Origin of the sequence: Scytonema hofmannii PCC 7110, from assembly GCF_000346485.2 — a bacterium.
GTDB classification, from domain to species: Bacteria; Cyanobacteriota; Cyanobacteriia; order Cyanobacteriales; family Nostocaceae; genus Scytonema; species Scytonema hofmannii.
Map to the genome: position 1 here is coordinate 9095361 of NZ_KQ976354.1, position 26463 is coordinate 9121823.

General features: G+C 41.7%; 21 protein-coding genes and 1 pseudogene. 4 read left to right on the top strand and 18 right to left on the bottom strand.

Annotated elements, in window-relative coordinates; translation table 11 throughout:
* Positions 1 to 16 precede the first annotated feature (16 nt).
* From WA1_RS38440 to WA1_RS38495, 12 genes are all read right to left on the bottom strand, one after another.
* Entirely contained in the window at positions 17 to 331 is a 315-nt protein-coding gene (locus WA1_RS38440; protein ID WP_033336769.1) for an Mpo1-like protein, read from the bottom strand.
* Positions 332 to 348: 17 nt separating this feature from the next.
* Positions 349 to 876, bottom strand: coding sequence for a sterol desaturase family protein (locus WA1_RS38445; protein ID WP_017749729.1), 528 nt, complete (start codon positions 874 to 876; stop codon positions 349 to 351).
* A gap of 248 nt (positions 877 to 1124) precedes the next feature.
* Positions 1125 to 2078, bottom strand: a complete 954-nt coding sequence (locus tag WA1_RS38450) for a Tll0287-like domain-containing protein (RefSeq protein WP_017749730.1) — start codon at positions 2076 to 2078, stop codon at positions 1125 to 1127.
* A gap of 190 nt (positions 2079 to 2268) precedes the next feature.
* Positions 2269 to 3510, bottom strand: coding sequence for an MFS transporter (locus WA1_RS38455; RefSeq protein ID WP_017749731.1), 1242 nt, complete (start codon positions 3508 to 3510; stop codon positions 2269 to 2271).
* 296 nt (positions 3511 to 3806) lie between these two features.
* Positions 3807 to 5450 carry an MFS transporter gene (locus WA1_RS38460; protein WP_017749732.1) on the bottom strand — a complete coding sequence of 548 codons (1644 nt, stop codon included), beginning with the start codon at positions 5448 to 5450 and terminating at the stop codon, positions 3807 to 3809.
* Positions 5451 to 5736: 286 nt separating this feature from the next.
* Positions 5737 to 7053, bottom strand: coding sequence for a cytochrome P450 (locus tag WA1_RS38465; RefSeq protein WP_017749733.1), 1317 nt, complete (start codon positions 7051 to 7053; stop codon positions 5737 to 5739).
* 435 nt (positions 7054 to 7488) lie between these two features.
* A complete protein-coding gene (locus WA1_RS38470; protein WP_017749734.1) occupies positions 7489 to 7860 on the bottom strand; it encodes a VOC family protein in 372 nt (123 codons plus the stop codon).
* Positions 7861 to 7885: 25 nt separating this feature from the next.
* Positions 7886 to 8173: a cytochrome P450 gene (locus WA1_RS38475; RefSeq protein ID WP_017749735.1), complete on the bottom strand. Its 288-nt coding sequence runs from the start codon at positions 8171 to 8173 to the stop codon at positions 7886 to 7888.
* Between the two features lie 151 nt (positions 8174 to 8324).
* A complete protein-coding gene (locus tag WA1_RS38480; protein WP_017749736.1) occupies positions 8325 to 9572 on the bottom strand; it encodes a cytochrome P450 in 1248 nt (415 codons plus the stop codon).
* A 168-nt stretch (positions 9573 to 9740) separates the two neighbouring features.
* Positions 9741 to 10418, bottom strand: coding sequence for a glutathione S-transferase family protein (locus tag WA1_RS38485; RefSeq protein ID WP_017749737.1), 678 nt, complete (start codon positions 10416 to 10418; stop codon positions 9741 to 9743).
* 2 nt (positions 10419 to 10420) lie between these two features.
* Entirely contained in the window at positions 10421 to 12013 is a 1593-nt protein-coding gene (locus WA1_RS38490) for an FAD-dependent monooxygenase (protein ID WP_017749738.1), read from the bottom strand.
* 202 nt (positions 12014 to 12215) lie between these two features.
* Positions 12216 to 15566, bottom strand: coding sequence for a ferritin-like domain-containing protein (locus tag WA1_RS38495; protein WP_017749739.1), 3351 nt, complete (start codon positions 15564 to 15566; stop codon positions 12216 to 12218).
* Between the two features lie 927 nt (positions 15567 to 16493).
* Between WA1_RS38495 and WA1_RS38505 the strand changes: the two genes are divergently transcribed.
* The 3 genes from WA1_RS38505 (at position 16494) to WA1_RS38515 (ending at position 17866) form a co-directional block, all read left to right on the top strand.
* Positions 16494 to 17105: a GNAT family N-acetyltransferase gene (locus tag WA1_RS38505; protein ID WP_017749741.1), complete on the top strand. Its 612-nt coding sequence runs from the start codon at positions 16494 to 16496 to the stop codon at positions 17103 to 17105.
* Positions 17105 to 17383: a hypothetical protein gene (locus tag WA1_RS38510; protein WP_017749742.1), complete on the top strand. Its 279-nt coding sequence runs from the start codon at positions 17105 to 17107 to the stop codon at positions 17381 to 17383. Before WA1_RS38505 ends, WA1_RS38510 begins: the two co-directional genes overlap by 1 nt.
* 138 nt (positions 17384 to 17521) lie before the next feature.
* Positions 17522 to 17866, top strand: a complete 345-nt coding sequence (locus tag WA1_RS38515; RefSeq protein WP_201789148.1) for an OsmC family protein — start codon at positions 17522 to 17524, stop codon at positions 17864 to 17866.
* Positions 17867 to 18024: 158 nt separating this feature from the next.
* On the opposite strand, the pseudogene WA1_RS38520 reads toward WA1_RS38515, so the two are convergent.
* Positions 18025 to 18471 (bottom strand): annotated as a pseudogene (locus tag WA1_RS38520) (DUF4351 domain-containing protein); the annotation flags it as partial.
* Positions 18472 to 18728: 257 nt separating this feature from the next.
* Here WA1_RS38520 and WA1_RS38525 point away from each other — a divergent pair.
* Complete coding sequence (locus tag WA1_RS38525) at positions 18729 to 19640, top strand: DUF4351 domain-containing protein (protein ID WP_017749746.1); 912 nt, start codon at positions 18729 to 18731, stop codon at positions 19638 to 19640.
* A gap of 302 nt (positions 19641 to 19942) precedes the next feature.
* Here the strand turns inward: WA1_RS38525 and WA1_RS38530 are convergent, their stop codons facing one another.
* The 5 genes from WA1_RS38530 to WA1_RS38550 form a co-directional block, all read right to left on the bottom strand.
* Complete coding sequence (locus WA1_RS38530) at positions 19943 to 20173, bottom strand: PIN domain-containing protein (protein WP_017749748.1); 231 nt, start codon at positions 20171 to 20173, stop codon at positions 19943 to 19945.
* 475 nt (positions 20174 to 20648) lie between these two features.
* A complete protein-coding gene (locus tag WA1_RS38535; RefSeq protein ID WP_017749749.1) occupies positions 20649 to 23468 on the bottom strand; it encodes an SUMF1/EgtB/PvdO family nonheme iron enzyme in 2820 nt (939 codons plus the stop codon).
* Positions 23455 to 24456 (bottom strand): AAA family ATPase, encoded by a 1002-nt coding sequence (locus WA1_RS38540; protein WP_017749750.1) that lies wholly within the window; start codon positions 24454 to 24456, stop codon positions 23455 to 23457. Before WA1_RS38540 ends, WA1_RS38535 begins: the two co-directional genes overlap by 14 nt.
* Complete coding sequence (locus WA1_RS38545) at positions 24453 to 25370, bottom strand: hypothetical protein (protein WP_148662860.1); 918 nt, start codon at positions 25368 to 25370, stop codon at positions 24453 to 24455. The genes WA1_RS38540 and WA1_RS38545 overlap by 4 nt, the downstream gene beginning before the upstream one ends.
* Before the next feature lie 41 nt (positions 25371 to 25411).
* Positions 25412 to 26371 carry a 5'-methylthioadenosine/S-adenosylhomocysteine nucleosidase family protein gene (locus tag WA1_RS38550; protein ID WP_017749752.1) on the bottom strand — a complete coding sequence of 320 codons (960 nt, stop codon included), beginning with the start codon at positions 26369 to 26371 and terminating at the stop codon, positions 25412 to 25414.
* Positions 26372 to 26463: the final 92 nt, after the last annotated feature.

Sequence of the window (26463 nt, forward strand, 5' to 3'; positions counted from 1 at the left end):
CAGTTGCTTGCGAGTATTAGGCTGTTTTTTGTGTAAAGTATTTCCAGAGTTGGCGTAGACCAAACCAGTTCTCGAAAGACCATGATAGTGAGACCAGGATGGTGATACCGGGATACTTAACAAAAGCGGGATGATTTTTCTCAAAAACCGCATGCCCACCCAAAGCAAAAACTTGAGTAAGCACCAGACAAACAATTGTCAGTCGCCAATCGTAGAACAAAAAGACGACTGCTGCAATTGCCAGCAGGTTTGTTAAGTGATGCAAAAACTGGTTAATGGGATGTTGATGACTTGCAACAAAGTGGGCTTTTGCCTCGTGGAAATAATTCAAATTTTTTTTCCTCACTGTTACCACCAGCGCATCTGTAAATAACCCCGTTCTGGTTGGTTGAGTTCTTCTGCTGTCAACCATTCCACTCTTTTGTAAGTCCCAAAAATATGGTCCCACCAATCCACTGCTAGACCAAAGTTATGATGCCACATACCATATTTATGATGTACGTAATGCACTGGCATCTTCATCCAGAAGCACTTAGTTGGGTTTTCATGTTGGAGTTGATGGGCATAAGCTGAAAATGCAGCATAAACGAGCGCGCCCAAAAACCAACCGATTCCAGCTTGCCAAGAGTGGAAAAACATCAAAAACATCACCACAGCGCTGCCTTTGATATAGTCCCGAAACTCCCACACAACTCCTTGTCCTTCATTACGGCGATGGTGATCGCGATGACGTTCGCCGAACCGAGGCGAGACGTGCATCAATCGATGTATCCAATATTCAACCAAACTTGCTAAGACAAATGCCATGACAAAACAAGCGATTCCCACCCCCAGGTCGAAGGCTGGGCTTGTAGAAAGCTTCTCCAACTCGGTCATCGACGTTCTTTCCTCACACTTTCTATTGCCTATTTTATAACCTGTGAGAAATTTTGCTGAATTTTTGTTTGCTGACGGTGTTACGCTGTACAACCTGGACAAACAGGGCATACGCGATAAATTTGGATGAGGGTATGGCACGAATGCGAGAGTGGTTGCTCAAAAATCATATTTGATGTCAATCCTCATTGGTAAGGATTTCAGGCATATTTACATTTTGTAATGTAATTCTGTTGATTTCCGCCTAGCTACTTATTGTCAGGTTCTCGATTGACCATTCGGTAGCGATCGTACCTTCTAATTGCCATAACCAAACTCAATTTCATCCGCGTAAAAGCTTCTACCAAACTACCTATTTCATCATTCGAGACTTTCTCAAACTCAACATCAAAATTACCAATACTGACAGATTCTGTTACCCGAACAACTTGTTTAATAGGTTTCACAACATAACGTTTGAGCCAAAAGTTAGCTATATATATCGCACTGGCAAAAATCAGAGTGACAATTCCCATAACTAAAACTAGAGACTGCCGAGCTTTTTGCAAAACTTCACTGGCTGGAATCGAAACAATTTGAGCACCATTTACCATATTTAATTTCCAACCAAATCCATGGCGATCGCCATACACATCAATCATAGTTTTAGGAGCAACATCAGGTGTGCTGTGACACCTCAAGCAACTAGATTCAGTTATAGATATAGGGAGAGCAATGTAAAAAAAGTTTTTTCCCAAAAGAGAACGAAATCCTGACAAGTTTTTGAGATTTTTATTTTTTTGAAATTTTTTAACAATTGTTGTTTCCAAATTATCAGCTTTATCTCGAATATTTGTAGGATTCAGCATTGCTTCCTTATAAATAAAGTCTTTGAATTTCTCATTTTTCTTTTGTAAATCTTCCAAGACTTTTCGTGAAGAATAAGCTGGAATAGCCTGCTGTAAAAACTCATTATTGTCTAAACGAGTTTGTAATTGAGGAACAACTTCATTAGTCGTATAAGAGCGGACAGAGTTTATAGTCTGAAGCAGTAACCATGCACTTGAGCTAATTTCATCTTGAGTTTTGTAATTTAGAACACTAGCTAAAGCTATTCCACTTAGGGCAATTCCTTCAATAAATATAAGGAGCAGGAGCACAGTCAGTTTTTTAGCTAAAGTTAAATTATTAAAAATTAATAAGATTCTTCTTAGAATATACATAGAAGTTATTTGTCATTGGTCATTGGTCATTTGTCAAAAGAAATATAAGTAGCTATCATGAACTGCGTATACCAGAACGTAGAAAAATGGGCAAGGGTAAGGGACAATAGGCAATAACCCACAAAAATTGCATGAAAATTTTCTTACCCCTACTCCCTACTCCCTACTCCCTACTCCCTACTCCCTATTTTCAACCTATGTAATGCTCACCTTTTCTGACAAACTCAGGTTTTTGTGTTGTTCTTACCAGGAAAGAATTCAGCACTATGAATGTGATAATGGCAAAAATAGCGCTAGCATATAAGGCTCCTTGAATTCCGACAAATCCAAAGGCAATGCCTACTAAAGCAGGACCAAGCGCCCTTCCCAAAGATTGGAAAGTAACATTCATAGCCATAAACCCAGCACGATTGTCCTCTGGCGCAAGGCGTGCAAATACTGTTTGGATAGATGGTAGCCCAATACCAAAACCCGCACCAAATATTAGAACAGGGATAAACAGCAGCCACACATTGCTCATTAAAGGAGCAATCAATAGCGCTAAAGCACAAATCACGAAAGAGATTTTGATAAGTGTGACTTCAGAGAACTTCTGAGCAAACCATCCTAATTGAGAAGCAAATAAAGCAAGAGTCAGTTCCATACTAGCAAGAAGCATACCAATGACTGCACCAGATGCACCGAGAGTATTTGCTGCTAGAAGTGGGATACAAATAAAACAAGAACCAACTTCCAAGATGAATAAAGAAAGTACCGCAAACAATAGCGCCAATACAGAACGATTGTTAATGCTCTTCCAAGTACTTCTTACATAAGCTTTGAGATTGAAATCTTCAACAGACCTTTGGCTTTGAGATTTTGGTAGTTTTAGCTTTGTCAACGCTAACAACGCAATTGGAAGAGCAAGAAGTGAGAGTAAAAATGGATATTGCCAACTTAGTTGTGCTAATGCACCACCAACGAGAGGATAAACTGTTGCACTAATGCCAATCATGCTGGCGTTAAATGCCATAGCTGCAGTCAGCATCTTCCCGGAGTAAATATCAGCAACTACAGTGAGAGATAAAGACTCCAAACTGGCTGCACCAACGCCTTGCAAAAATCTCCACTCTAATAGACTGCGAAAATCGCGTGCAAAAGCACTTAAAATTCCGCCAAGTGCAAACAGCAGTAAAGAAGGAATGAGAATTTTCTTTCTGCCAATACGGTCAGCCAAAACCCCGAATATTGGAGTTCCAATTGCAATTGGTATCAAAAAGCTTGCCATAACCAATCCAATTTGTTCATTTGGAACTTTAAAAGCTTCCCCAATGGCTGGTAGTGCTGGGTTGATAGCCATCACACCCATAACTGATATCAGTGTTATACTGATGATAATATAAAGATTGTTATCTTTGTAGATGGGATTTGATTTATCTTGTTGAAATTTCATAATGGTTAGTGGTTATTTGTTAGTGCTTTTAAGTGAATGTTATCTATATTTAACTACCATCTAGAATTGAGGCATTTTCGGAAACAAAGTAGCTCTATTGCTTGAGTACAGACTTTTTCTGACCTTTTCTGTCTTTTGATGACTCTTGTATCAAATTACTTTCTACAAGATTCCCGACTTCTTCAAGAAGTCGGGAATCTACTAGAAATCTATACAGTGTGAAGAATGTTAATTATTCATTGTTAGTCTGACATTAGTAATTACCAACTAACCACTAACCACTAACCACTAACAAATTAAGCAATTTGAAATCTAAAAGAAACTGCATCTCGTCTACCGATGCTGAAGGTCAAACCGGGCTTTAACTTATACCAAATTCCAGGTAATAGAGGATATCTGTTAATATAAGTTCCATTAGAACTACCCATATCCTGAATGTAGTACTCTCCCCCCTCAAACTTAATTTCCGCATGAATCCGAGAAACAATATCAGAATTGGGTAATGTAGACAAATCGATATCAGGAAAACTGCGTTTGTTGGGTTTTCCTATCCGAATAAGAGAAAATGTTTCCGGTAATTCAATAACTTTATTGCTTTGAACATGGAATAATCTGGCAACAGGTTTTTCTGCAACTGTAGGAACTTCAACAAAGCTTTCTTCAAGACTGACTTGTTCTGCATTAACAAAGCTGAGAGCAACTGTAGGACTGTCTGGATAGAGGCTGGGACTTGGTTTTTTAGTTGTTAAAAGAACATTGAAAATGACTAATGCGATTAATGAAATAAAAGCACTAGTTGCAAAGACCGCTCGCGTTCCCAAAATCATATCAACAATGCTTCCAAGCAAAGGACCGAGTGTTTGTCCCCAGGATTGAACTGTTGAATTTACTGCCATAAAACCGGCTCGTGATTCCTGTGCAGCAAGCCCTGCTAACAACGCTTGCGTGGATGGAAACGAAAGACCTTGGGCTGCACCAATTAAAACAATCGGGATAAATAGTAGCCAAACGTTATGAACAAAGGGAATAATGAGGAATGCTATGGCAGCAAGAATAAAAGAAAACTTGATCAGCTTAATTTCGGAAAATTTCTGTGTAAGTCGTCCTAGTTGAGAAGCAACAACAGCAACAGCAATCGATATAGCAGCCAGTAGAAAACCATTAAAAGCTTCAGAAGCACCTAACTCATTTCCTGCCAAAAGTGGAATGTAGGTTAAGCAAGCTCCTACTTGCAGCATGAATTGTACCATCACTGCAAACATCAGACCCAAAACCTGGCGGTTGTTAATGCTACTCCAGGTATTTTGGAGATAAGGTTTTAGTCGAAAATTTTGGGCGTTAGTTTGTTGCTTTGGTAGCTTGAGCGTGAATAACACCAACAGCGCAATCGGAATGGCAAGCAACGATACTATAAATGGATACCGCCAGCTAAAACCAGCTAAGATTCCACCAATCAGAGGAAAAAGTGCAGAACTAATGCCGATCAATCCAGCATTAAATGCCATAACAGTGCCTAACTGTCTTCCTCTGTAGAGATCGCCAATTATGGTCAGTTGTAAAGATTCTAAGCTCGCCGTACCAATACCTTGTAAAAGTCTCCATTCTAAAAGGCTGCGAAAGCTTTGGGCAAAACCACTTAAAGTTCCGCCAAGAGCAAACACTAGCAAAGAAGGTACTAAGATTTGCTTTCTACCAAAAGTATCAGCTAAAATTCCAAATATTGGAGTTACAATGGCACCAGGAAATTGAAAAAGTGTTGCCACCAATGATACCTGTTCGCTTGAAACACTGAAAACTTTTGATATGGTTGGCAGTGCTGGATTAAAAACTGTCCCCCCTAGAATGGCGATAAGTGTTATGGCATTAATAATGTAAAAATTTTTATCCTGGTGTATGTTAGTAGCAGGTCTATGTTTGGTTGAACTGGTAGAAGAACTCATCTGTTTTCTTCCTTAATTTACGATTATTTTCTGAATGATTTGAGTTTGCAGAGCTACAAAAAACAGTATTTTTACCAAGTCGCTTTCATCAAATTTGACAATTTGAATATGTTTATTATAAAGAATTAAGTTCCCATACACATCTAAAAAATGTCTTGAATTTTACATTCAAAAAATATGTATATTGAGTGTCAATATGGCTCACAGAAGGTGGAACAGAAACCCGGTTTCAAGGGAGAAACCGGGTTTCTCGCAGCGCGAACAATTCTTAAAAATCTAAAATGGTCTAAACCACATCCCATTCCACGTAGAGTTGTGCGTAACCACGGTTAAGCAATGCAGGGATATGAGTTGGTTGTTGGTTCGGACGAAGTCGGAGATTTGGTAGACGCGAAGACAATACTTCTAGAGCAATCCGTCCTTCCCGACGGGCTAAATGAGAGCCAGTACAGTGATGAACTCCATGACTAAATGCAAGATGGTTAACAGCTGTCTCTTTGAAACGTTCAATGTTGAAGCGATCGCCATCAGGATACTGTTTTTCATCATGGTTGGCGGAACCATAGAGCACAAGGATGCGCGTGTCCTTAGGTAGTGTAACTCCAGCTAAGGAAACCTCTTGTGTGGTAAGGCGAATCATGGATGCAGCAGGAGTATCGTACCTCAGTACCTCTTCTAGAGCAATAGGAATCAGCGATGGCTCATCACTGAGGCTTTGCCATAACTTAGGTTGTTCCAGTAAAAGTTTTAAAGCTTTCCCAATTAAATTAGCAGTCGTTTTATGTCCCGCTAAAATCATCTCACACAAAAGCAGCACAATCTCTGGCACACTGAGGTCACTAGTTAAAATCTCGCTAATCATGTCACCTTTAGGCGCAATTCGTCGTTCTTCGACTAGATCTGCCATAAAGAGCTGTAAAGCAACATAACTGTGAGCGCACTCAATTTGTCGTTCTGGCGTTAACACTGTAGAGAACAAAGCTGTAATTTCACTACCCCAATGCTTAACTTCTGCCATCTTCTCTAGTGGGACACCATACATATTGAAGATGACTTCAAGAGGTAAAGGATAAGCAAATTTTGATAAGATTTCTACCTGACCATCATTGATAAAATCGTCTACTAACCTGTTAGCGATCGCACGAAGGTCGTCTTCCATCACGACCAGTTTCTCTGGAGCGAAAGCTTTCACAAAAGGAGCACGCAATCGCTTGTGTTGTTCGCCATCGCTCCCAATCAGAGAAACAACAGGAAATCCTTGGCGTAACACTTCAATTGTCTCAGGAGCAAATTCGCCAACGGACTGGAGACTTTGTGCAGAAGAAAACCGTACTGGATCTCTTAGTACAGTTAAGATATCTTCATAACGAGTGATAACGTAGGCATTTAATAATGAACTGAAAAATATTGGTTCTTCGTTTCTTGCACGCTTATAGAATGGATAAGGGTCATCAAGTAATGGGTTAACAAATGGTTGGAACTCTTTTCCGAGATGAGGACAAGTTTTTGACTGTTTTTCTATACTTTTGTCCTCACTAAAATTTTTATCTTGTTGTTGACCGATCGATTGATGCTGTTCTGGTAGATTATTAATGTTGTCCATTTTTCCAAACTCTTAAATTTACAAAAAATCTCAAAATAAATACTGCCACAAACGATGGAGCAACTTTTTGCATCATCTATATCTAATTACAATTAAGACTAAGGCTGTTTCGCAAACAAATTCCCTCTAGGACTAGGGTTCAGACTTTTTATGACTTTTTCTGTCTTTTGATGACCGAACTAGGGAATTTCCAGGAAATAAATTATGCCATATTGTGGGACGGGCGTCCCCACCCATCTTCTCTGAGTGGCGGGCGTCTTCTCTGAGTGGCGGGCGTCTTCTCTGAGTGGCGGGCGAGGACGCCCGCACCACAAGAAATTTTGGGGGGCAAAAAACCCAATTTCTCTCTACAGTCAAGCTTGATATCTCGTAGGCTCAACTCGAAGAAACCGGGTTTTTGGGACTAATGTACTAATTCTCTAGCTTTCCTCATTCTTACTCCTGATAGTAAATAGAGAAAGGGTTACCTTCTGGGTCAAAACCATCTGCTACTTTTAAACCAGGTCTGCGGGAACGAATTTCAGTTAATTTTGCACCACGCTCAGTCAACATCTTGTGAGCAGTTTCCATGTCATTAACGCTAAATGCAAGCTTTGGTCGATCCTGACCGAGTTGCTTATCTTTGTCTAAATGGAGTACTAGACTGCATTCTCCTGTTGCAAACTCCACCCAGATGACATTGTCGTAGTTATCTACATTAGTCGGGTCTATAACTGTCAAATTCAGTACATCACGGTAAAAGCATGCTTGGGTATTCATATCTCTTACATAGATGATAGCTTTTGTCAAGCCTTTTATAATACTCATTTGATTAATTCCTTGGTTGTAAAAACTAAAAATTACGGTTATCCCATTCCACTTCAAGACGTGTAAAACCACGGAGTATCATTGTTGGCACGTGGGTGAATTTTTGGTTTGGGCGAAGTCGCAGATTTGGCAATCTCGAAGACAAGATTTCCAGAGCGATTCGTGCTTCCCGACGAGCTAAGTTTGAACCAATACAGTGATGGACTCCGTGACCAAATGCGAAATGGTTAGCTTGTGCTTGTTTAAAACGTTCAATCTCAAAGCGATCGCTATCACTATACTTAGTTTCATCGCGGTTAGCGGAAGCATACATCAATTAGACGTGAGTTCGACGAAGTCAAAGCAAACCTCACCCCAAACCCCTCTCCTACGAGGAGAGGGGCTTCAAACCTTGATTATCGCGTTGCTCCTCCCTCTCCTAAAAGGAGAGGGAGGTTGGGAGGGTGAGGTCTGTCGAAGTCTCGTTATTTAACACTCCGTCTAAACGCAACTGGTAGATTGTTAGGACCATGGAAAATGATGTTGTTTGCCCAATCAACTGTCTCATTCACCAAACGAAGTTCAGGTAAACGATTAAGAAGCACATTCAGCGCGATTTGACCTTCAGCACGAGCAAGAGTTGAACCAAGGCAATAATGGATACCGCCACCGAAACTGCTATGCTTGTTATCTTGACGCTGTATATCAAAAACCTCAGGGTTCTTGAAATGAGCCGGATCGCGATTAGCAGAACCAAGCATTAATCCCACACTATCACCACGCTTAATCGACTTACCACCCAATTCCATATCTGCATATGCCCAACGCGTAATCATTTGAATGGGAGTGTCATAGCGTAAGATTTCTTCAATCGCTGCAGGAGTGAATTCAGGATGAGAACGCAACAGCGTATATGCTTCGGGATTACGCAGCAACGCCAGTGTTCCCTTAGCTATCAGGTTGACTGTCGTTTCATGACCTGCAGTTAACAAGTGAGTACAAGTAGCAACAATTTCTTCATCAGTTAGCTTATCACCTTGATCTGCAGCTTTAACAAGGTTAGAAATCAAATCTTCACGAGGATTGGCACGTCGATCTGCAATGATGGGAACAAAGTACTCAATAAATTCTTTGCTTGCCTGTTCTGCTCGTTCGTAAACTTCTTCAGGGGGTTTAATGCGGGAAGCGCTAGCATGTTGCAAAGCCAAAGCCCATTTGCGGAACAAATCGCGATCGTTTGGATCTGCTCCCAACATAATAGCAATCACCATAATTGGTAGAGGAAAAGCATAATTCTCAACCAAATCCATTTCTCCACTGTCGTAGACAGCATCAAGCAAGCCATCCGCAATGGAGTAAACAACAGGACGGAGGTTTTCCACCACTTTTGCAGTAAACGCTTTGGTGACCAAGGATTTCAAACGCGTATGATTAGGTGGTTCGCGGAAAACAATCCACTTACTTACCATTGACAGAAATGTATTATACGCTGTCGGTACTGGTGTGGTTTCTGCATCCTCGCGTTGCACAAACTCGCGACCAAACCTGCGATCTTCCATAACTTTCATCACATCATCATAACCGAAGATGTACCAAGCTCCTTCCAGTTGGGGATTAGAGGAAACACCCCAATGAACCGGATCTACCTCTCTGTAGTAACGATAAACTGGATAAGGATTTGAAATAAATTCATGTACAAATGGGTTTAGTCGCTCAACAGTGGTAATAGACATTTTTGACTCCGTTAGTGGTTAGTTGTTAGTGGTTGGTGGTTAATACAATTAGCAATGACTCCCTTCGGTGCTATAAGATTACGGATTTCTTTTCCTCTTTCTTTGCGCTCTTTGCGTCTTTGCGGTTCATTTAAATTAGGTAGTCTTCGGGCGGGAAAGGAGTAGCAATTAACCATTATCCAACGGTACTAATTCAAGTGGGTTTTTTAACGCCGACAGCATTTGCACCATTTGCTCGCGTCCAGAGTTTTGAACCCGCGCCACAGATGGTCTAGATTCCAAACGCCGAACGTAATCCGTTAACTTAGGCAAGTGCTTGTAGCTGTAAACCATACGCAGGTAACTTAAAGTGGGTGCAGCAGCACAGTCTGCAAGGGAAAACTCTTCCCCAGCCAACCAAGTTCTACCAGATAATCGTTCTTCCAGTTGCAAGCACGCTGTCTCTAGTAACCGACGTGCTTTATTTACCTCGCTACTCCCTTGTTCTTCCACCGGACGCTGAGAGTCGGAAAATAACGCATCACGTCCTCGGTTGATATACACATCAACGATCCGTTCGAGCATTCGGACTTCTAAAGCTAGTTTTGGATCTTGTGGGATGAGATAGGGTTTATACTGAAAGTATTGGTCAATATGCTCGATAATGATACAAGCCTCAAACAGTATTTGACCGGATTCGGTTTCTAGCGTGGGAATTTTGCCAAAAGGGTTAATTTTTGTATAGCGCGATCGCTCTTCTTTATCAAAAAGATTCACTTCTATCGGTGTAAAAGCTGCGTCTTTTTCATAGAGAGCGATGAGGACTCGTTGGGAGTAAGATGAAGCTGGGGCATAATAAAGTTTCATAATTAAAAGCAACCTCGGATGCGATCGATAAGAGTACCTGAGTCACTAGGTAAGCGATCGCCTCTCCAAGCAACATGTCCGTCTGGTCGCACAAGTACATAAGCTTTTTCATAAAGTTGGGCAATCTCCGGTTTTTCGATCAAACTTATTGTCAGTGGAACGCGTCTTTCGTAGCAAGCTTTGGCAAAAGTTTCAGTTCCTTGTTGTCCTTGGAAGCACAACAGCACATACCCTTGACCAAAAAGATCTAATATAGATTTGTTAGGTTCTAACCATGCATGAGGTGCTCGCGATCCGGGATAACTATTCTGAGTCCATTGGAAGGGATCGCCGTTGGGAGCCGTACCATCAAGAATAACAATAGGTGACTCGTAACGGAATCCAAAATGAACTCCTGGTGCGTCGAACTCGCGCTTAACGCCACTACGCTCTAAACCTTCAGCCATGGAATTGCGGATGGCTTCACCTTCAGGCGAATCGCTCATAATTGCTGGGGGGACAGCACGTTTTTGACCGCGTTGGAGGTTGGCGTTAGCTTCTTCAAGGTTTCGGACTGCAATGGGACGCCTTTCCATGTCATAGGTATCGAGCAAGTTTTCTCCGCCCCAGCCTTTGAGTGTAGCAGCCAGTTTCCAGCCCAGATCGAGTGCATCGCCGATCCCCGTGTTCATACCAAAACCACCGGAAGGTGAGAGTGTATGAGCAGAATCGCCTGCAAAGAAAACGCGTCCTTGACGGAAGCGATCGGCAACGCGATGGGTGAGATACCATTTAAGATTGGAAACGATCTCAATGGGGGTATCGATTGCGATCGCTTCTCGAACTGCTTCTTCTGGGTTCCGCAACTGACCATCTTCTTTTGGCTTAAGAATCAAGCGGTACGATCCCCGTCCATCCACAGATCGGAGTGGTTCTTGTAAAGTGGGGTTAACCAGGAAGAAAACCATAGCGTTGCGCGATCCCAATTGACTGGGTAACTCTGGTGCTTTAAACACAACGCTTTGAAACAGTTGGGTGGGATGGAATGATGGAGTCTCAACGTTACAAGCTTTGCGGACTGTACTGCGAGCACCATCGCAAGCCACCATATACTTGGCACTGATAGTTTCCGTGTTTCCCGATACTAGATTTGTCACATGAGCAACAACTCCTTCCTCCGTTTGTTCAAAGCTTTCCAAACGACAAAGAAGCTTAATGACTCCTGCTGGATATTGTCCCAAAGCATCCATCAGAACTGGCGCGACCAAATTTTGAGGGCAAACTTGCTCTGGTTCTGGCGTATAGTCAGGTAAACTTCTCTCTGCATAGGATGGAAAATTAATACGGTATATTTCGTAACCACCAACAGCCGTTACCCATGCAACATCTAAAGTGTGGTCAAAAGGCCATCCCGCATTGCGTATTTGCTGAGAGATACCCCAACGGCGGTACAGTTCCATTGAGCGGGGTCCAACGGTGCTGACTTTCGGGTCAGTCACAACTCCGTCGGATTGCTCTATTAGGATACAATTAATACCTTGATAACGCAATTCAAGTGCTGTTGATAAGCCGACTGGTCCACCACCAACAATGAGAACATCTGTTTCCTGTTTCATAACTTCTCCCTAAGTTTCTTAAAAATTTGATTGAACCGCAAAGACGCAAAGGTCACGAAGAAAGAGGAGAAGAAAGTCGGTAATCTTGTAGTGGGAAGGAAGTAAAACACATTTAACTTGCATATTTTTAAGGTTTGATAAAAAGCCCCAAACTCCTCTCCCTCTTACTCTGCGCCCTCTCTTGCCTCGTGCGGTTTAATTATTAACCCAAAATATGCTGGGGATTCTTTGCAAAATCCTCAAAATATCTCGCGTAAAAATCAAACATTTCGTAAACCATGCTAGGGATGACTTCGCATGCTCTAGCCTCATGACTCAGTTTTTCAAATCGACTTGCGATCGCTTGATATGCAATTTCTGGTGTGGGAATATATGCAGGTGGGTTGGCAATCTCAAAAGAAGGACCAGCCGTTTTTCCGCGTTTACCAGAAGGCATAGTCATGAGCAGTTCACCTAAAGGACGCATCATACCTGTCATCACATCAATCGCTGGATTCATGAGTTTTGATCGCCGTAAGCTACCATGAGGCATTAACCCGAAGTGCTGCACCATCAGTTGCATCATTAAATAGTAGGACTCGTTAAAAATCTGCATGACAGCCCTGGTTTGGGGAACCGTGACAACAGTAGAGTTGTAATCTTTGTGATGGAGCGTGGGGTTACGCAGTGCGGGATATGCTGGATTCCAGGGTAATTTATGCCCAGTGATAGCATCAACGGTTTGCTCGCGAGCCAGTGCATCTGCAATGCGGCGAAATTTTTGATAATGAGATTCTTCAAATTTAGGTGAATTTGCCTCACAACCCTCTCCCTGCTCGACAATTAAGTCTATAGCAAAGAGAGCGCTGTTCACATCATCCACATGGAACTGATAATCAGGGTGAGATTTATTAGTCTCTTTTCGTAAAAATAGATGGTGTTCGCCACCCACGCAACCCTTTTTAACAACAATTAAATCTGGAATATTTTCGATCGCAGTGCGGATTTGGCGATACAGTTCGCTTAAGGAACCATAACCATGCAGTTTATCAACGGTTGGATCGTTTGGTTCCGTTTCATGAGCCAAATCTTCGACTAAAAAGTCGGGTAATTCAAATTGTAAGAATCTCTGTAAGCTAGATGGACCAAAGGGTTCTAGAGCAAAGTCCACGTCAATAGGGAAGCGTCGATTGGCTTCATTCCAGTTGGGTATGGCTGGGTAGAAAGGTTCGCCTATCGCCATGAGGATATTATTGACCATTAAAAAATGAACCATCTCTTCGCGAGAGATATCCAACAACACACCCCGCATTCCATAGTTGTGTCCTTCCTGACCATCACCGCAAGCTAGACGCAGTTGTTCGGGAGTCCACAAGCTCCGACGCACGTACTCTTCACCGGTCACATAATTGGGAATGGAGTAGGCTGCGTAGACATACTGCAACATAACTGCAACCTCAAGTTCTGCAGCGTGTCGCAGGGCGGCTACTAGTTCATCGCGGGTTTGAATAGTGCGTTGAGTGCTCTTTGGTGTTGGCTTGGTTTCAGGGACATAGCCCACTCGCTGTTGGTTTTGCAAATATTTACGCAGAAGCATTGCTTGAGGTTGGGACATATCTCGTGTGGGTGGCATATAATAGGTTTTGTTTTTGTTGCAAGGGTCGCACATTTGCCACATGAGGCGAGCATAGGTTTCTACCTTGCATTTGTCCGCTAAACTGAAGACCTCGGCTTTCATGAAGGAAAAGGAAAGTTCGTAGAAAGCTAGGATATGTTTGTAAATGAGGTTAAAGTCTACTGATTCATCTGGAATGTCTTCTAAGTGCCAATCGTTGGTGAGGACTCGAACGGCAAAGGAACCTGCACCAGACCAGAAGCCAAGGCGATCTTCGTTATCATAGCTCACGAGGGCTTGGTCTGTAGGTGAAGGCTCTCCCGGTATTTCGTCAGCCTGGGTTGATAGCAGTACCCGTGTTGTTCCCGATCGCACTCCGCGCACAGTGACCCAACCGCGTCCTTGGTTGTCAGTTGAGATCGCAATCTTTGCAGTAAAATCACCTATTTCGTCCTGCTTACCGGGTTTGAAATGTACGATCTCTATACTGGGGGGAAAGTGGAAAGTTTTATCGGCATTTTCTGGATTGCGTTCAAAGTCATAGCGTAACTGAGGCAAACCTTTGGGATTGTAAAATTGGTGCAAGTAGATTGTTTCAACTGGTGCGGGACGACCCCGAACAAAAGACCGCACTTCTAATTCTACGGCGTAGTCTAACCCACGCTTTTCATCTGGAAATTCTACAAACAAGCAGGCGTCATTAACTTGAAGGTTAATTTCTTCTTCCTGAACTAAAATCTGTTGCTGACCGTTCAGTGTTCCAACAATGCACAAGCCCTGCTGTTCAATCTCATGATACAGATGCTCAAAGGATTCTGCTAAAGGTACGTCTACGATTCCGCTTGTGAGTTGATGTGCTTGTTGTTGGTATGCTTCCTTGGGAATTCGCGCTACTAATCGCTGAGTTTTAACTGTACGCAGTTCTAAGTCACCCAGGTCTAGTTTGGAAGCGATCGCATGAGTTGGTCCCGGTCCTGCTTGAGTTGCGCGTCCGTTACAAGGGACTGCTGTCACCATATTCAAGCTAGCACCTTGAGGGGTAACTTCAACTGTTAGGTTAGACAGTGTTCTATCTTCGGGATTTTGGAGGACATGACGGGGAGTTAACAATCGACCTTGTGGGTAAGTCGTCAGTTCACCTTCACACCACAAACCGATGGTTCCATGTAAATGCCAAAAGACTGGTGAGTCGGGTTGTAATGGAGCCGACATATTGCTTAAACTGAACTGTACAACCACTCCCAACACATCTTCCCGATCCATTGCAGAACGTAGTAGGGAAACTGTCGGTGAAAGTGCTGTGTCTTCGCCCCAAAGCAAATCTTTGGCGTCTTTAGGGATGACAAATTGATAGACTTCTGCACGCTTAAACTCACTGTTGAGGGAATGTTCTGGCAATTCTCGGATGTAGTTAAAGTTTTGCCAACGAGCTGGTTGCATTCCCTCCACAGGCGCTGAGAGCATATATGGGACTTCATGGGATACACCCTGTCTTCCAAAAGTCAGTTGACCGACCATGATTGTGGTTGTCCAATTGGAAGCAGGATCGCAGTCAAAGATACGGGCGCGATTAAAAGTTGTGGCTAGGTAATCATTGAAGTGACCCCACATATCAATGCTGCGTCCGACTACGGGGTCTTGTTGGTCAACTTTTCCTAGTTCGCGTTGAGTACTGACAATTTTTGCTTCGATCGCAAAGTGACCATTTCCTCCAAAGTCCCAACCCTTTGCCATACTGAAAGAGCCGTTTTCATCCCATTGTCCTTCAGCATTAAACCGAGGTCCCAAGTTTTGGAGGTATTCGTGGTATTCAGATAAAGGACGGTTGTGGTCGAACCGTTCGCCCTCCATATAAACTGTGTTGGTACTCAGATCTACCAAACCGTTTTTATGTCCCGTGGGGGCGTGAGTGCGGGCAAATCCTTGAAAGTGCAGGCGTGGAAAGTCTAAGATGCTCATAATAAAATGGGGAGTGGGGAGTAGGGAGTGGGGAGTAGGGGAAAGAACAAAATTTGAGGTAATAACTTGTTTTACCAATCCCGCTCAAGCTGAAAGTTTAAAAGGTTTGAATTTTGATAAACTTTGGCAAATTGTTAATAGAAGCATCAAGATTGTTACTGTTTGTTATATTCTTAGGATAAATTTTGTTTTCATTTTTTTTTATATTATTGAAAAATAGGTGGTGTTGACTGATTAACATAAATTAATATTTCCTTTTTGTAGATAAGATATTATTTACTGTCTGCTTGCAGTCAATTGGCTACCGTTGGAGAGAACGGCTTCTCTCGTTGTGTCTCTGTACTTTGTCATCAATACTTGTTTCCCATATTCCGTAAATGTTGCAGTCTCTGCAAGCATCTTAAGACTATTTCATACTTTTTCTGACTTTTTGTGACGTTTTATCAGTGACAAGTGACCAGTGACCAGTGACCAGTGATATCGTGTTTGGTTAATAACTTATAAAACAATTCGTTTGTAGTTGCGCTGTCTTCGCTAAAGTACAACTACGAACGTAGCGTAAGTGTTTACCTGAACCTGATATGACCGGATCTGATCCATCTTGTCGTGGTGACCTAACACGGTATTTGTGTGCTGGTGCAAAAATTAATATAGCAATCCTAGTTGAATTGTGAGAAAATACGTATTAATGTGAACAGGGATAAAAGTAAAATTTAATTCAGAGCTAGCAAATAGAAATCGCAGCTATGTAAACGAAACCAGACAAGCCTAGGTTATCTTATAAAGTTTACGTAGGTGTAATTTGTTTGTATAGTAGCAAATTTTATTCGCTCGCTTGGTTATAAATTTCTTATGAAGGATATAAGATTGTTCTATAAATAACAAGTAGTAAAATGCTGGAGTCAGATAAAAAATTGATATAAAGTTATGATTAATCCTTCAAATTTCAATCGATTCACTTATGTAATAGGAGCAAATCAAGATACCAAAGATGAATTGATTACCTGGATTGTAAAATTGCAGGAATACATCAACCAATATTTTGAAGGAGATAAAAGCAGGATAATGAGAACAACTTTTGGAGATTGTGTTTCAAAAGTAGAAGTCTTGGTAGATTTAGTTATTGATAATAGTTACGCATCTGATTTTAGAGGAGTTAGAGACCAAAACGATCGCCTACAAGCAGGAGCAATAATTTCCCGACAAATAGGAAGCCTTTTCCCTTATACTGAAGAAAGAGTTTATTTATCAATAGACCCATTTACAACACCTCCTTGGAATTGCTTAGGTCTAGAAGGCGTAGAGTTACCAGAGAAGATTAAAGGAGCAGCAAGATGGTTAATGTCAGAAATAGTTCAAGAAATAATAGATACTGAAATTGAGGGAGTTACTAAAGTTCTGTCAATAGATAGAGCAAAAGATTTTTATTTGAGTATTGGATTTCAAGAAAACCCTGAGTATTTCCGAGAATTAGTTCTAACAAAAGAAGCAGCATTAGCTTTTCTACAAGACCAATTGTATCTTAGAGGAGAAACATAATGACAAGTCAAAAATATCAACCAACAACAGAAGATTGGGAACGATGGGAAAGAGTAGATGAACTTGGTACGATCGCAATGTGTGGTACACCTATGTCAGATGAAGAGTATGAACATCGACTTCAATCTGTTATAGATGGTAGCTGCTTTGTGAAGTATCTCGATAAGGTATTACAACAAAAGCAAGAACTCCAGGATAAGTTAGCAGGTATCGAAAAAACAGAACAAATACTAAGGGCAAAGATTGCAGAATTTCAAACTAAAAAGACTCAAGCCTAAAAAACTCTCGTGTTGATGAAAGAAGTACTGGCTCAAGAAAGGATGAAGGATAAAGTACAAAGGATGAATTCTGTTTACACTTAATCTTTATGGTAAAATCTCATAGTTACTCTGTTGCGATCGCTTGGACTGGTAATCTTGGGGAAGGAACAGCAAATTACCGAGCATACAGCCGCAACCACGAGATTCGTTCGTCAAGACAAACCTATTATTTATGGCTCGTCCGATCCATCTTTTCGTGGTGACCCAACACGGTATAATCCAGAAGAACTGCTGGTAGCATCAATTTCTGCTTGTCATATGCTCTGGTATCTTCATCTATGTGCTAGTGCAAAAATTGTTGTGACGGATTACGTCGATCATCCCGTTGGTGTGATGGAAGAGACAAATAACGGAAGTGGACGATTTTCTGAGGTAACACTCAAACCTCGTGTGGCGATCGCGCTTCAGCGCAAACATCGAAACAGCAACCCGTTTACATGAAGAAGCTCACAAAATGTGCTTTATTGCTAATTCTGTCAATTTCCCAATTCGTTACTCTGCTGAAACTGTTGCAGTTGATAAGTAGTACTTAACCACATTAATTTTGATGGGCTACCAGATCCCCGACAACTTTTGCGAAGTCGGGGATCTGAGGTGTTTTATGCTTCAGTTTGATTTAACCATGCTTGCAAATCAGCTACCTCAGAAAAGTCTAATAAAACTTCTCCCAAAGCTTCAAGTTGTTCGGTGGATAATGCTCTAATTTGTTGAGTCAATGATGCATCGATTTCACCAAAGAGGCGATTTAGCTGACGCATAATCATACGTTGCTCTCCTTCAAGTCGTCCTTCTTCTTTGGTTTGTTCTCGATTGCGCTGATAAAGTGGCTCTAATCGCATAACTAACTCCTGGTCATCTTTATTTATATTTTGATTGACTCTCAAATTTTCCTGCAGGTTGTAAACTAATTCTAGCGTTGCTTTTTGGTAGGGATGATGTTCAGGTAACCCAAGAAGTTCAGCAATTGCTTGCTCTTGTACTTTTCCCCTACCCAACAGTCTCAACCATAACGTCTCTGGCGTTGAAGGTAGCTGATGTATGACGACATCAAACCTCGTGTGGCGATCGCCTTAGTTTGGTTAAGCGGAAATTTAGAACCCCGGTTTTTTCAAGAAACCGGGGTTCTGACACCTCAATTATTGTTAACCGAGTAGTATTATTCCCAATATAAAATTACCAATCTTCTTTTCCTCTTTCTTTGCGTCCTTTGCGTCTTTGCGGTTCATTTCAATAGATAATCTTTTAACAGGAAGGAAGTATTTATCTAAAATTCCTAGATTTTCCGTTCTTTGAAGAATTTTACATGACCGAGCAGATTGACCACGACCAACTTTTCAAAACACTTCTGTCCACGTTTTTCGTGGAGTTCATAGAGCTATTTCTACCAGAAGTAGCAAACTATCTTGAGCGTACACCCATTACCTTTTTACCACAAGAGTACTTTACTGACCTCATGACTGGAGAACGCAAAATTATTGATTTGCTCGCACTAGTAAAGTTTCGAGGACAGGAGACTTGTTTCATTATCCATGTAGAAAATCAGTCTTACACCGAATCTGATTTTGCGCGGCGAATGTTTTTCTATTTCGCTAAGCTACATCAAGAATACTTGCTTCCTATTTATCCAGTTGTTGTATTTTCTTTTGATGAGCCAAAACGGCAAGAACGGAAACAGTATCAAGTAGAGTTCCCAAATTTAAAGGTACTGGAGTTTAACTTTACGGCAATCCAACTCAATCAGCTTAATTGGCGAGATTTCTTACAACAAAAAAATCCGGTAGCAGCAGCTTTGATGGCAAAAATGCGAATTGCGCCAGAAGATAGGGCGAAAGTGAAAGCAGAGTGTTTGCGATTACTGACAACTTTACGGCTCGATCCGGCTCGAACAAAGTTAATTTCTGGATTTGTGGATACTTACTTAGAGTTGAATGCGTCAGAAGAGCAGGTTTTTCAGCGTGAGCTTGATAGTATGGGTCTAAGGCAGGAGGAACAAGTTATGGAAATTGTCACGAGTTGGATGAAAACGGGAATGCAGCAAGAGGCTCAAAAGCTCGTTCTCCGACAGTTAAATCGTCGGTTAGGGACAATTGAGCCACCTTTAGAGCAGCGCATTCGTGAATTACCATTGGCTCGATCTGAGGATTTGAGCGAGGCTCTACTAGATTTTGTTGAAATATCAGATTTAGTGAATTGGTTAGAGCAATCTCGCAGTTAAGAGAATGAATTGTTTAGATCCCCGGCTTCTTCAAGAAGTCGAGGATCTGAGGTTTTCTATGCTTCAGGTTGATTTAACCAAGCTTGTAAATCAGCTACATCACAAAAGTCTAAGAAGCAGCAACCCATTTGCACGAAGAAGCTCACAAAATGTGCTTTATTGCTAATTCTGTTCATTTCCCAAGTTGTCACTCTGCTGAAACTGTTGCAGTTGCTAACTAGTAGTTGATAACATGAACTTTATAGCGTTTCCCAGTCTGCTAAAGTACAAATTTATCAGCGTCCATCCGCGTTCATCAGCGGTTAATTCATCTTTTCTGGATGTGCAATATGAAGCGTATGGGTTGGTGTACTATGAATGGCGTACCGACCCATCTCAATAACCTGGGTATCGTTGTTTGATATAAAGTCTTTAAAGTTACCCGTAACCAACACTTTTGCTCGACCAGCGATCGCAGCTTCAAGAACGTGGGCGTCTTCACCATCGCGTAGCATAACTACACCAGTTCCGCCCAAAGTCAAATGAGGTCCCACAACGGATGGACCAAGCTCAGCATATTTCCTAATCGTATCAATGTAGCCATCAGCTACTAACTGGGGAATATTAAAACTTCTTTCTAAAACTAAATGCAGACGCCAGACTGCAAGGGATGCGATCGCTGAGGTCTCAGAACCCCGGTTTCTTTAAGAAACCGGGATTCTAATTTCCACTTAGGAGCAGCCCCACGGGCGGCGCACCACCCGCTACGAATGAAAGAAACACTCTTTCCCCTACTCCCTACTCCCTATTCCCCACTCCCCTGTTTCTTGAGAGAATAGTATTGCCGTCCCTCCCACAATATGAGACAATTTATCTATTGGAAATTCCTAATTCTCAAACTCAGGTCTTGACAAGATTAGAGAGTTTATAGATAATATAGGGAGTCGTGCAAATCTCAAAAAAAATCGATCTGCCAGAGGCAGCAAAAAAAAGAATAGGGAAAAGGGTTAGAGAGGAAAGTGTAAAGAATTATAAACTTCTCGCCCCGGAAAGCACCACCCGAAACCCGGCGGAGTCGTCCCTGCTGTCCGGATGAACGTCGTTGCGATACGCCGAACGGCAATGCCTCGGATTGATGAGCCAGGAACCGCCACGAAGCATCCGATGATTATCATTATCTTTTGAAGACTGAGTTAACCAAGCACTGCCATCAGAAGATGCATTTTCATAGTTTTTATGCCAACGGTCGGCACACCATTCCCAGATGTTGCCGTGCATATCAAACAGTCCGAAGGCATTAGCTACTTTAAAGCTGCCTACAGTTGTTGTCTTTTCACGAAACTCTCCCTTGGAACCAGAAGCGTAAGTGTAGTTGCCGTCATAATTTGCCAACTCTGGCGTAATAGTTTCGCCAAAGTGGAAAGGTGTCGTCGTGCCTGCGCGGCAAGCATACTCCCACTCTGCTTCACTGGGAAGTCGGTAGTTTTTTCCAGTGTATGTTGATAGTCTATCACAAAACTCTACTGCATCATACCATGATATTGACTCTACTGGTCGGTTAACTCCTTTAAAATTCGATGGGTTGGGATGGAGTTCGCGGTTGACTTGAGGGAAAGCAGCTACAACTCGCCACTGCTTTTGAGTGACGGGGTACTTACCCATAAAAAAAGGTTGAACGGTAACTTTGTGCTGAGGACTCTCCTCATTTTCATAACGTCCCTCTTCAGTTTCCGGTGAACCCATGAGGAAGCTACCACCAGGAATATAAACCATGTCCAGAGTCACCCTATTGCCAAGGTCTTCCTTAAAGTACTTAGCTTGGTGGGTTTCCCGTTTGATGATTTCTCCTGTAGCGTTGACAGTCACAACATCAAAGGAAAATTGCGGGAGTTTGCGACCTGGAATCCATAGTTTCACCCCTTCTATATTAAGTTCTGGTGATTTTTTAGGCAATTGCTCAAATACTTCTTTCGCCTCTTCTTGGTATCCCCTAGCCAAACGTCCCCAACCACGAGCAAAGGTGAGAAGGGGTTGAAAGTTAGCTTCAGCGAGGGGTTCTGCAAATGTTGCAGTTAAGGATACACTTTTGATTTTTTCAGCTTTGTCTCCTGAATAAGTTTGGTGTAGCATGAGAGCCAGTTGACGAGCGACTTCACTGGGTTTAGTGTAAGCGAGTGCAATCCATTCTGGGTTTTCGCCAAAATCTTGGTTCTTTAAGTTTGGATTGTTTAATCCTTGTTGCAGGTAGTAAAGCAAGCAGTCAGACAGTTCATCAAGCCTTTTGTTACCAAATCGTTCTTCTTGTTGTAAGAGTTTTAGCAATAAATGCCGCACGGCGCTATCCATTTCATAAAGCTGATACCCTATGGGATAGCAAAGATTCGATAGCAAGAGGTCTGGAACAGCAATCCAAGGGATATTTAACTTTTTCCCTTTTTGATCGAAGAAGGAAAAGTTCTCTCGTAAGTAGTAAACTAAATCTGGAGTGATGGCAAGGGGGAAAGCCGCGTGACAGGCTAAATCTAAATATGCTTGACCCCGTCTGGCAAAATCAGCAATGTAACGAGAAGCGTTTTCGTAGCGATACAACTTATCTGGGTCGTTTTTCGTGTCAGGTGGTTGCAAACTCACAAGACGTTTATAGAGCTGCTCAACGGATTCTTGATTTGCGACTAACTCTGACCAGTTGAGGAGATAGTCAAAATCTTCTGGTGAAGACTTCTGTTTTCCCCGCAGGACATCAATCATCACCCGCCACCCTTGTTCGCTGAAGGGGTACATGAAGACTTTGTCCGACAGCTGACTAGCAGTAGTCCCAAACCAACGGTATTTTGGTACTGGATTCAACCACACTACTTTTCGCACCGCTGGTTTGAGTTGATTGAGAAATTTCTCTGTTAATTTCACTCGCTCTTGATTGTAACCGCCACGTGCTGCACCACCATCACTGAAGATAAGAACAACAGTACGGTTTTTATGTAAGTGGGGAATGATGTTGGTAAGGGATTGCTTTTGTAACAAATCGAGATCTCTGAAGAGAAAGTCTTTTGGACTGTTGCGAAAATAGTAAGTTTTCGTTTCCCCCAAACGTCCGTCCTTTTGAGCTGTTTGAACTAATTGCTCTGCTAGAGGCGCAAAAGGCATCATGGAATTACTTTGGTCGAGTAATAGCAATAATTCAGTTTGATTGGTGCGCTTGGGGATAAGCACGGGATCGAGAAATAATCCCTTTTGGCTAATGCGTTTGATTGTGGCGGGAATATCTAATTCCGTTCCTACACCCTCTCGCAGCGAAAGGCGCAGTTTTCGCCAGCTTTGTTGCATTTGCCGTCGATGTACGGGAAAATATTCTTTTGTAAGGGTAAAGTATGTTGATCGAGGTATAGGAACTGCTTGACCCACCCGCGCTGCTTCTGTAATTACCGTCTCAGGTAGAGGTGACGGAGTGGGCGTTGATGGTGGTGTCGTTGCTTCTATTTTCTGTTGGAGTCTCGCTTGAGGTGTACCGGACTGAGCATCTCTTGATGAACCTTTGGTTAGTTGTCTTCCTTCCCCAGAAGATTCATCGGAAAACGAAGAGTTAGTTTCTAGTTGGAATAACAACTGTTTCAGATGTTCCAAATACCGGTCAGAATATTTATTAAAATATTCATCAAAAAGCTTTTTCTCTTTCAAAGACTTTACCCACAAGCGCTGACATAATTCCCCTAATTCTTGAATGTTGTTTGGACAAAAACCTTTCTCCCAAGCTTGGCAAAGCAACTGGTAATCTTCTATTCTCAGGGACAACCCAGCTTTCCGCAGTCCCCAAAACAGTTCTAGCAGGTGATGGTCGTTAAGTGGTTTCACGGCGCTGTCCCTTATAGCGGATTTGGGCGTCCCAAGTTTTTAGCAGCAACCCTAAGAAGGGTAATTCTCCTGGTTTGAGTTGTTCTCGAATCTGCTCTGGTGTTTTATAGTATTCTAACAGTGCTGCAACCCAGTCAATCAGTTCGCTGGTACTCACCTTTTTACCACTACTATCTGTATATTGCCTAACGCCTAAAAAGCTGTTAACAACATTTTCTAAAAGCTCTTCAGTTAGGAATTCTGGTAGCTTTTTCCCGAAGTGAGCTTTAATAATGTCAATTAATTTATCTTTCTCCGGAAATTCTAGGTAGTGGAAGATACAGCGACGCAAGAAAGCATCGGGTAAGTCTTTTTCATTATTGCTGGTAATAATGATAATGGGAGAGGGTGCTTTTTTCTGAGGATTGCGATCGGGAACCCACCTTTGAGTTTCTTCTATAAAAAACCGTTTTTCGTCGAGTTCTAAAAGAAGGTCGTTAGGAAAATCAATATCAGCTTTATCAATTTCATCAATTAGAACAATAGTTCTTAGGGAATTTTGAAAAGCTTTTCCTAAGGCTCCAAATTTGATGTAATCTTTTTGCTCTGAGTCATTAAGACGTTTTTGACCCTCTTTATCTAGTTGATTTACCCCTGCAAGTTGAGCATCCCGCAAGCGTGCGATCGCATCATATATATAGAGTCCATCTCTAGCACGACTGGTAGATTTAACATACCATGCTTCGTAGGGATAACTGTCAAGATTTAAAGACTTTAAAAGGTCTTGATTGTTTTCAGTAAATTCATAGGCGATCGCTTTTGCCAACTGTGTTTTTCCAGAACCCGGTTCACCCATGATTAACAAAGGGCGTTCGAGTTTGATAGCTAAATCCACACTTTTTTTTAATTCCTCACTGGGAAGGTAAGGTTGATAGTCTATATCATCGGGTTTAGGGTTAGTTGTACCTGTGTACTCAAGATTGCACGAGGAGGAAATATCATTATTCATAAGTTTATGCGGTTCATAAGATCCGACCATTGACATTCACATTTTTTACAAATCGCCTTCATAACATCCTCAGGAACTCCGCAAGTACTGTCATAAAACTCTTGAGCTAAAGTCTCAAGAGCGAGATAATTATCAACTGGTATCTTAAAAAGTTTAGGGTTTGTCCTCACCCACTTTTTAAGTGTTTGAAGAGAAAACCTCTCAATTTTTGGCAACTTTATAGGTTGAATCATACGTTGGTTCGGATTGCAGTTTTCCAATTGTAGAAAATTAATATTCCACTCAGGCGAACAACCTGTATTATCTACTAAAAACATTAATAAATAGGGTCTTTCACGTTCGTTCGTATTTTCCAATACCTTTTCTACTAAAGGAATCCAAAATTGATCAAGAATTTTTCCGATCTCCTTGTTGTACAATTTATCTAAATTATCAAACAATAATATAACTGTATCTGCGTAATGACGATAGACAGCTTCAACTATTTTTTCAGGAGGTGTATCCCGTCCTATATTTAATTGAGCAGCAAGAATTTTCCAGAAGTCTTCAATATGACTTTCATTTTTATCCAGGCGAACCAAAATCTTCTTCGGATCTGTATCACCCGGAACATGACATATTAATCTATGAACTAACCATTGCTGACAACTTTTTGATTGTCCGTGAATCAAAAAAGCACCTATGTGATCCTGAGAATATGTTTCAAAAAAATCACGATACCGATCAAATTGTTGATTGTAGTTTAAAGGCAATAAAGCATTATCAAGTTGTGTACCTGATAAAATTTTTTCTTTACATTCTTTAATCTGCTGCTGGATGTTCTTTTTCATAGCAGGATCTGATGCGCTCGATTCTTGTTGCTCAAGATAAGCGAGTTTTTCCTTCCAAGTATTAAGAGCCTTCGCATCCATCATTTTTTGACAACAAAATCATCCATCATTTTTTGACAACAAAATCATCCTCTATTCTTTAATTCCTGAATTTTGTGTTGACATTCCTCAATCTGCGTCTTGAGTTGAAATTTCATACCAGGATCTGATGCGATCGCTTCTTGTTGCTGCAAATATGAGAGTTTTTCTCCCCATACTTGGAGTGCTGTTTTATCTTTAGTTAAAGAACCTAATGAAGTTTCACTGAGGTTTGAAGAATTTAACCCATTTGGAGCTAGCTTTGCCAGAATTTCAAAAGCAAAAGCACTAGCGTGGCGTGCTGCGATTTCCTGATAGCCACTAGCATCAGCATCGCTCTTATGCTCAATCAAATCAGAGATACCACGAACGATTAATACGTTAATTTCTGGATTAGCACGAACTGCTTTGAGAACACCGTGGCTTTCCATCTCTACCGCTAGGGCATCATTGTAATTTGAGCGGAGAAGTTTGTAAACTTCAGAATCTTTTGAAGCTAAAACTTTATCGCCTGCAGCTATTGCTCCAATATAAGCTGATGGTGATGGCGTTTTTGTAGGGGTGTCTCCTTTAATGCGCTTTACCCAATCATCTTCTCGCGCCTCAGCTTTAGCTAACTGTTCCAAACGGTAGCTCACTGTGCTGACGTTAGGACTAGTTAAAAAGGTTTCTTTTATAGCTTTCCCTGACTCGTATCCATAAACCTTCGTTGCTGCGACTACATCACCCAAGGAAACATCCTTGATTCCTCCAGCGACTCCGACAAAAAATACAACATTCGGCTTGAAGTAATCGATCGCCCGTTTGGTTTCTACCGCAGCATCAGTATTCCCGGCTCCAGTTTCGACAATTCCTACTTGCCAAGATATATCATCAGATGAAAAGATTCCTCGATGGTATATAGTTCCTTCACGATGTGTTTCTCTTTGAGGATTGCTTAAATGGGCGCGAACAGCCTTATACTCTACAGGAATAGCAGTGAGTATAACAGCGCAAGGCAAAGCCATAGGTTAAATCTCTTATTTCACTGATTTTCTTTATATTTTGCCGCTTTTATAAGTATTTGGCAAGCAGTATCTATTGTAAAATGTGTTAGCGT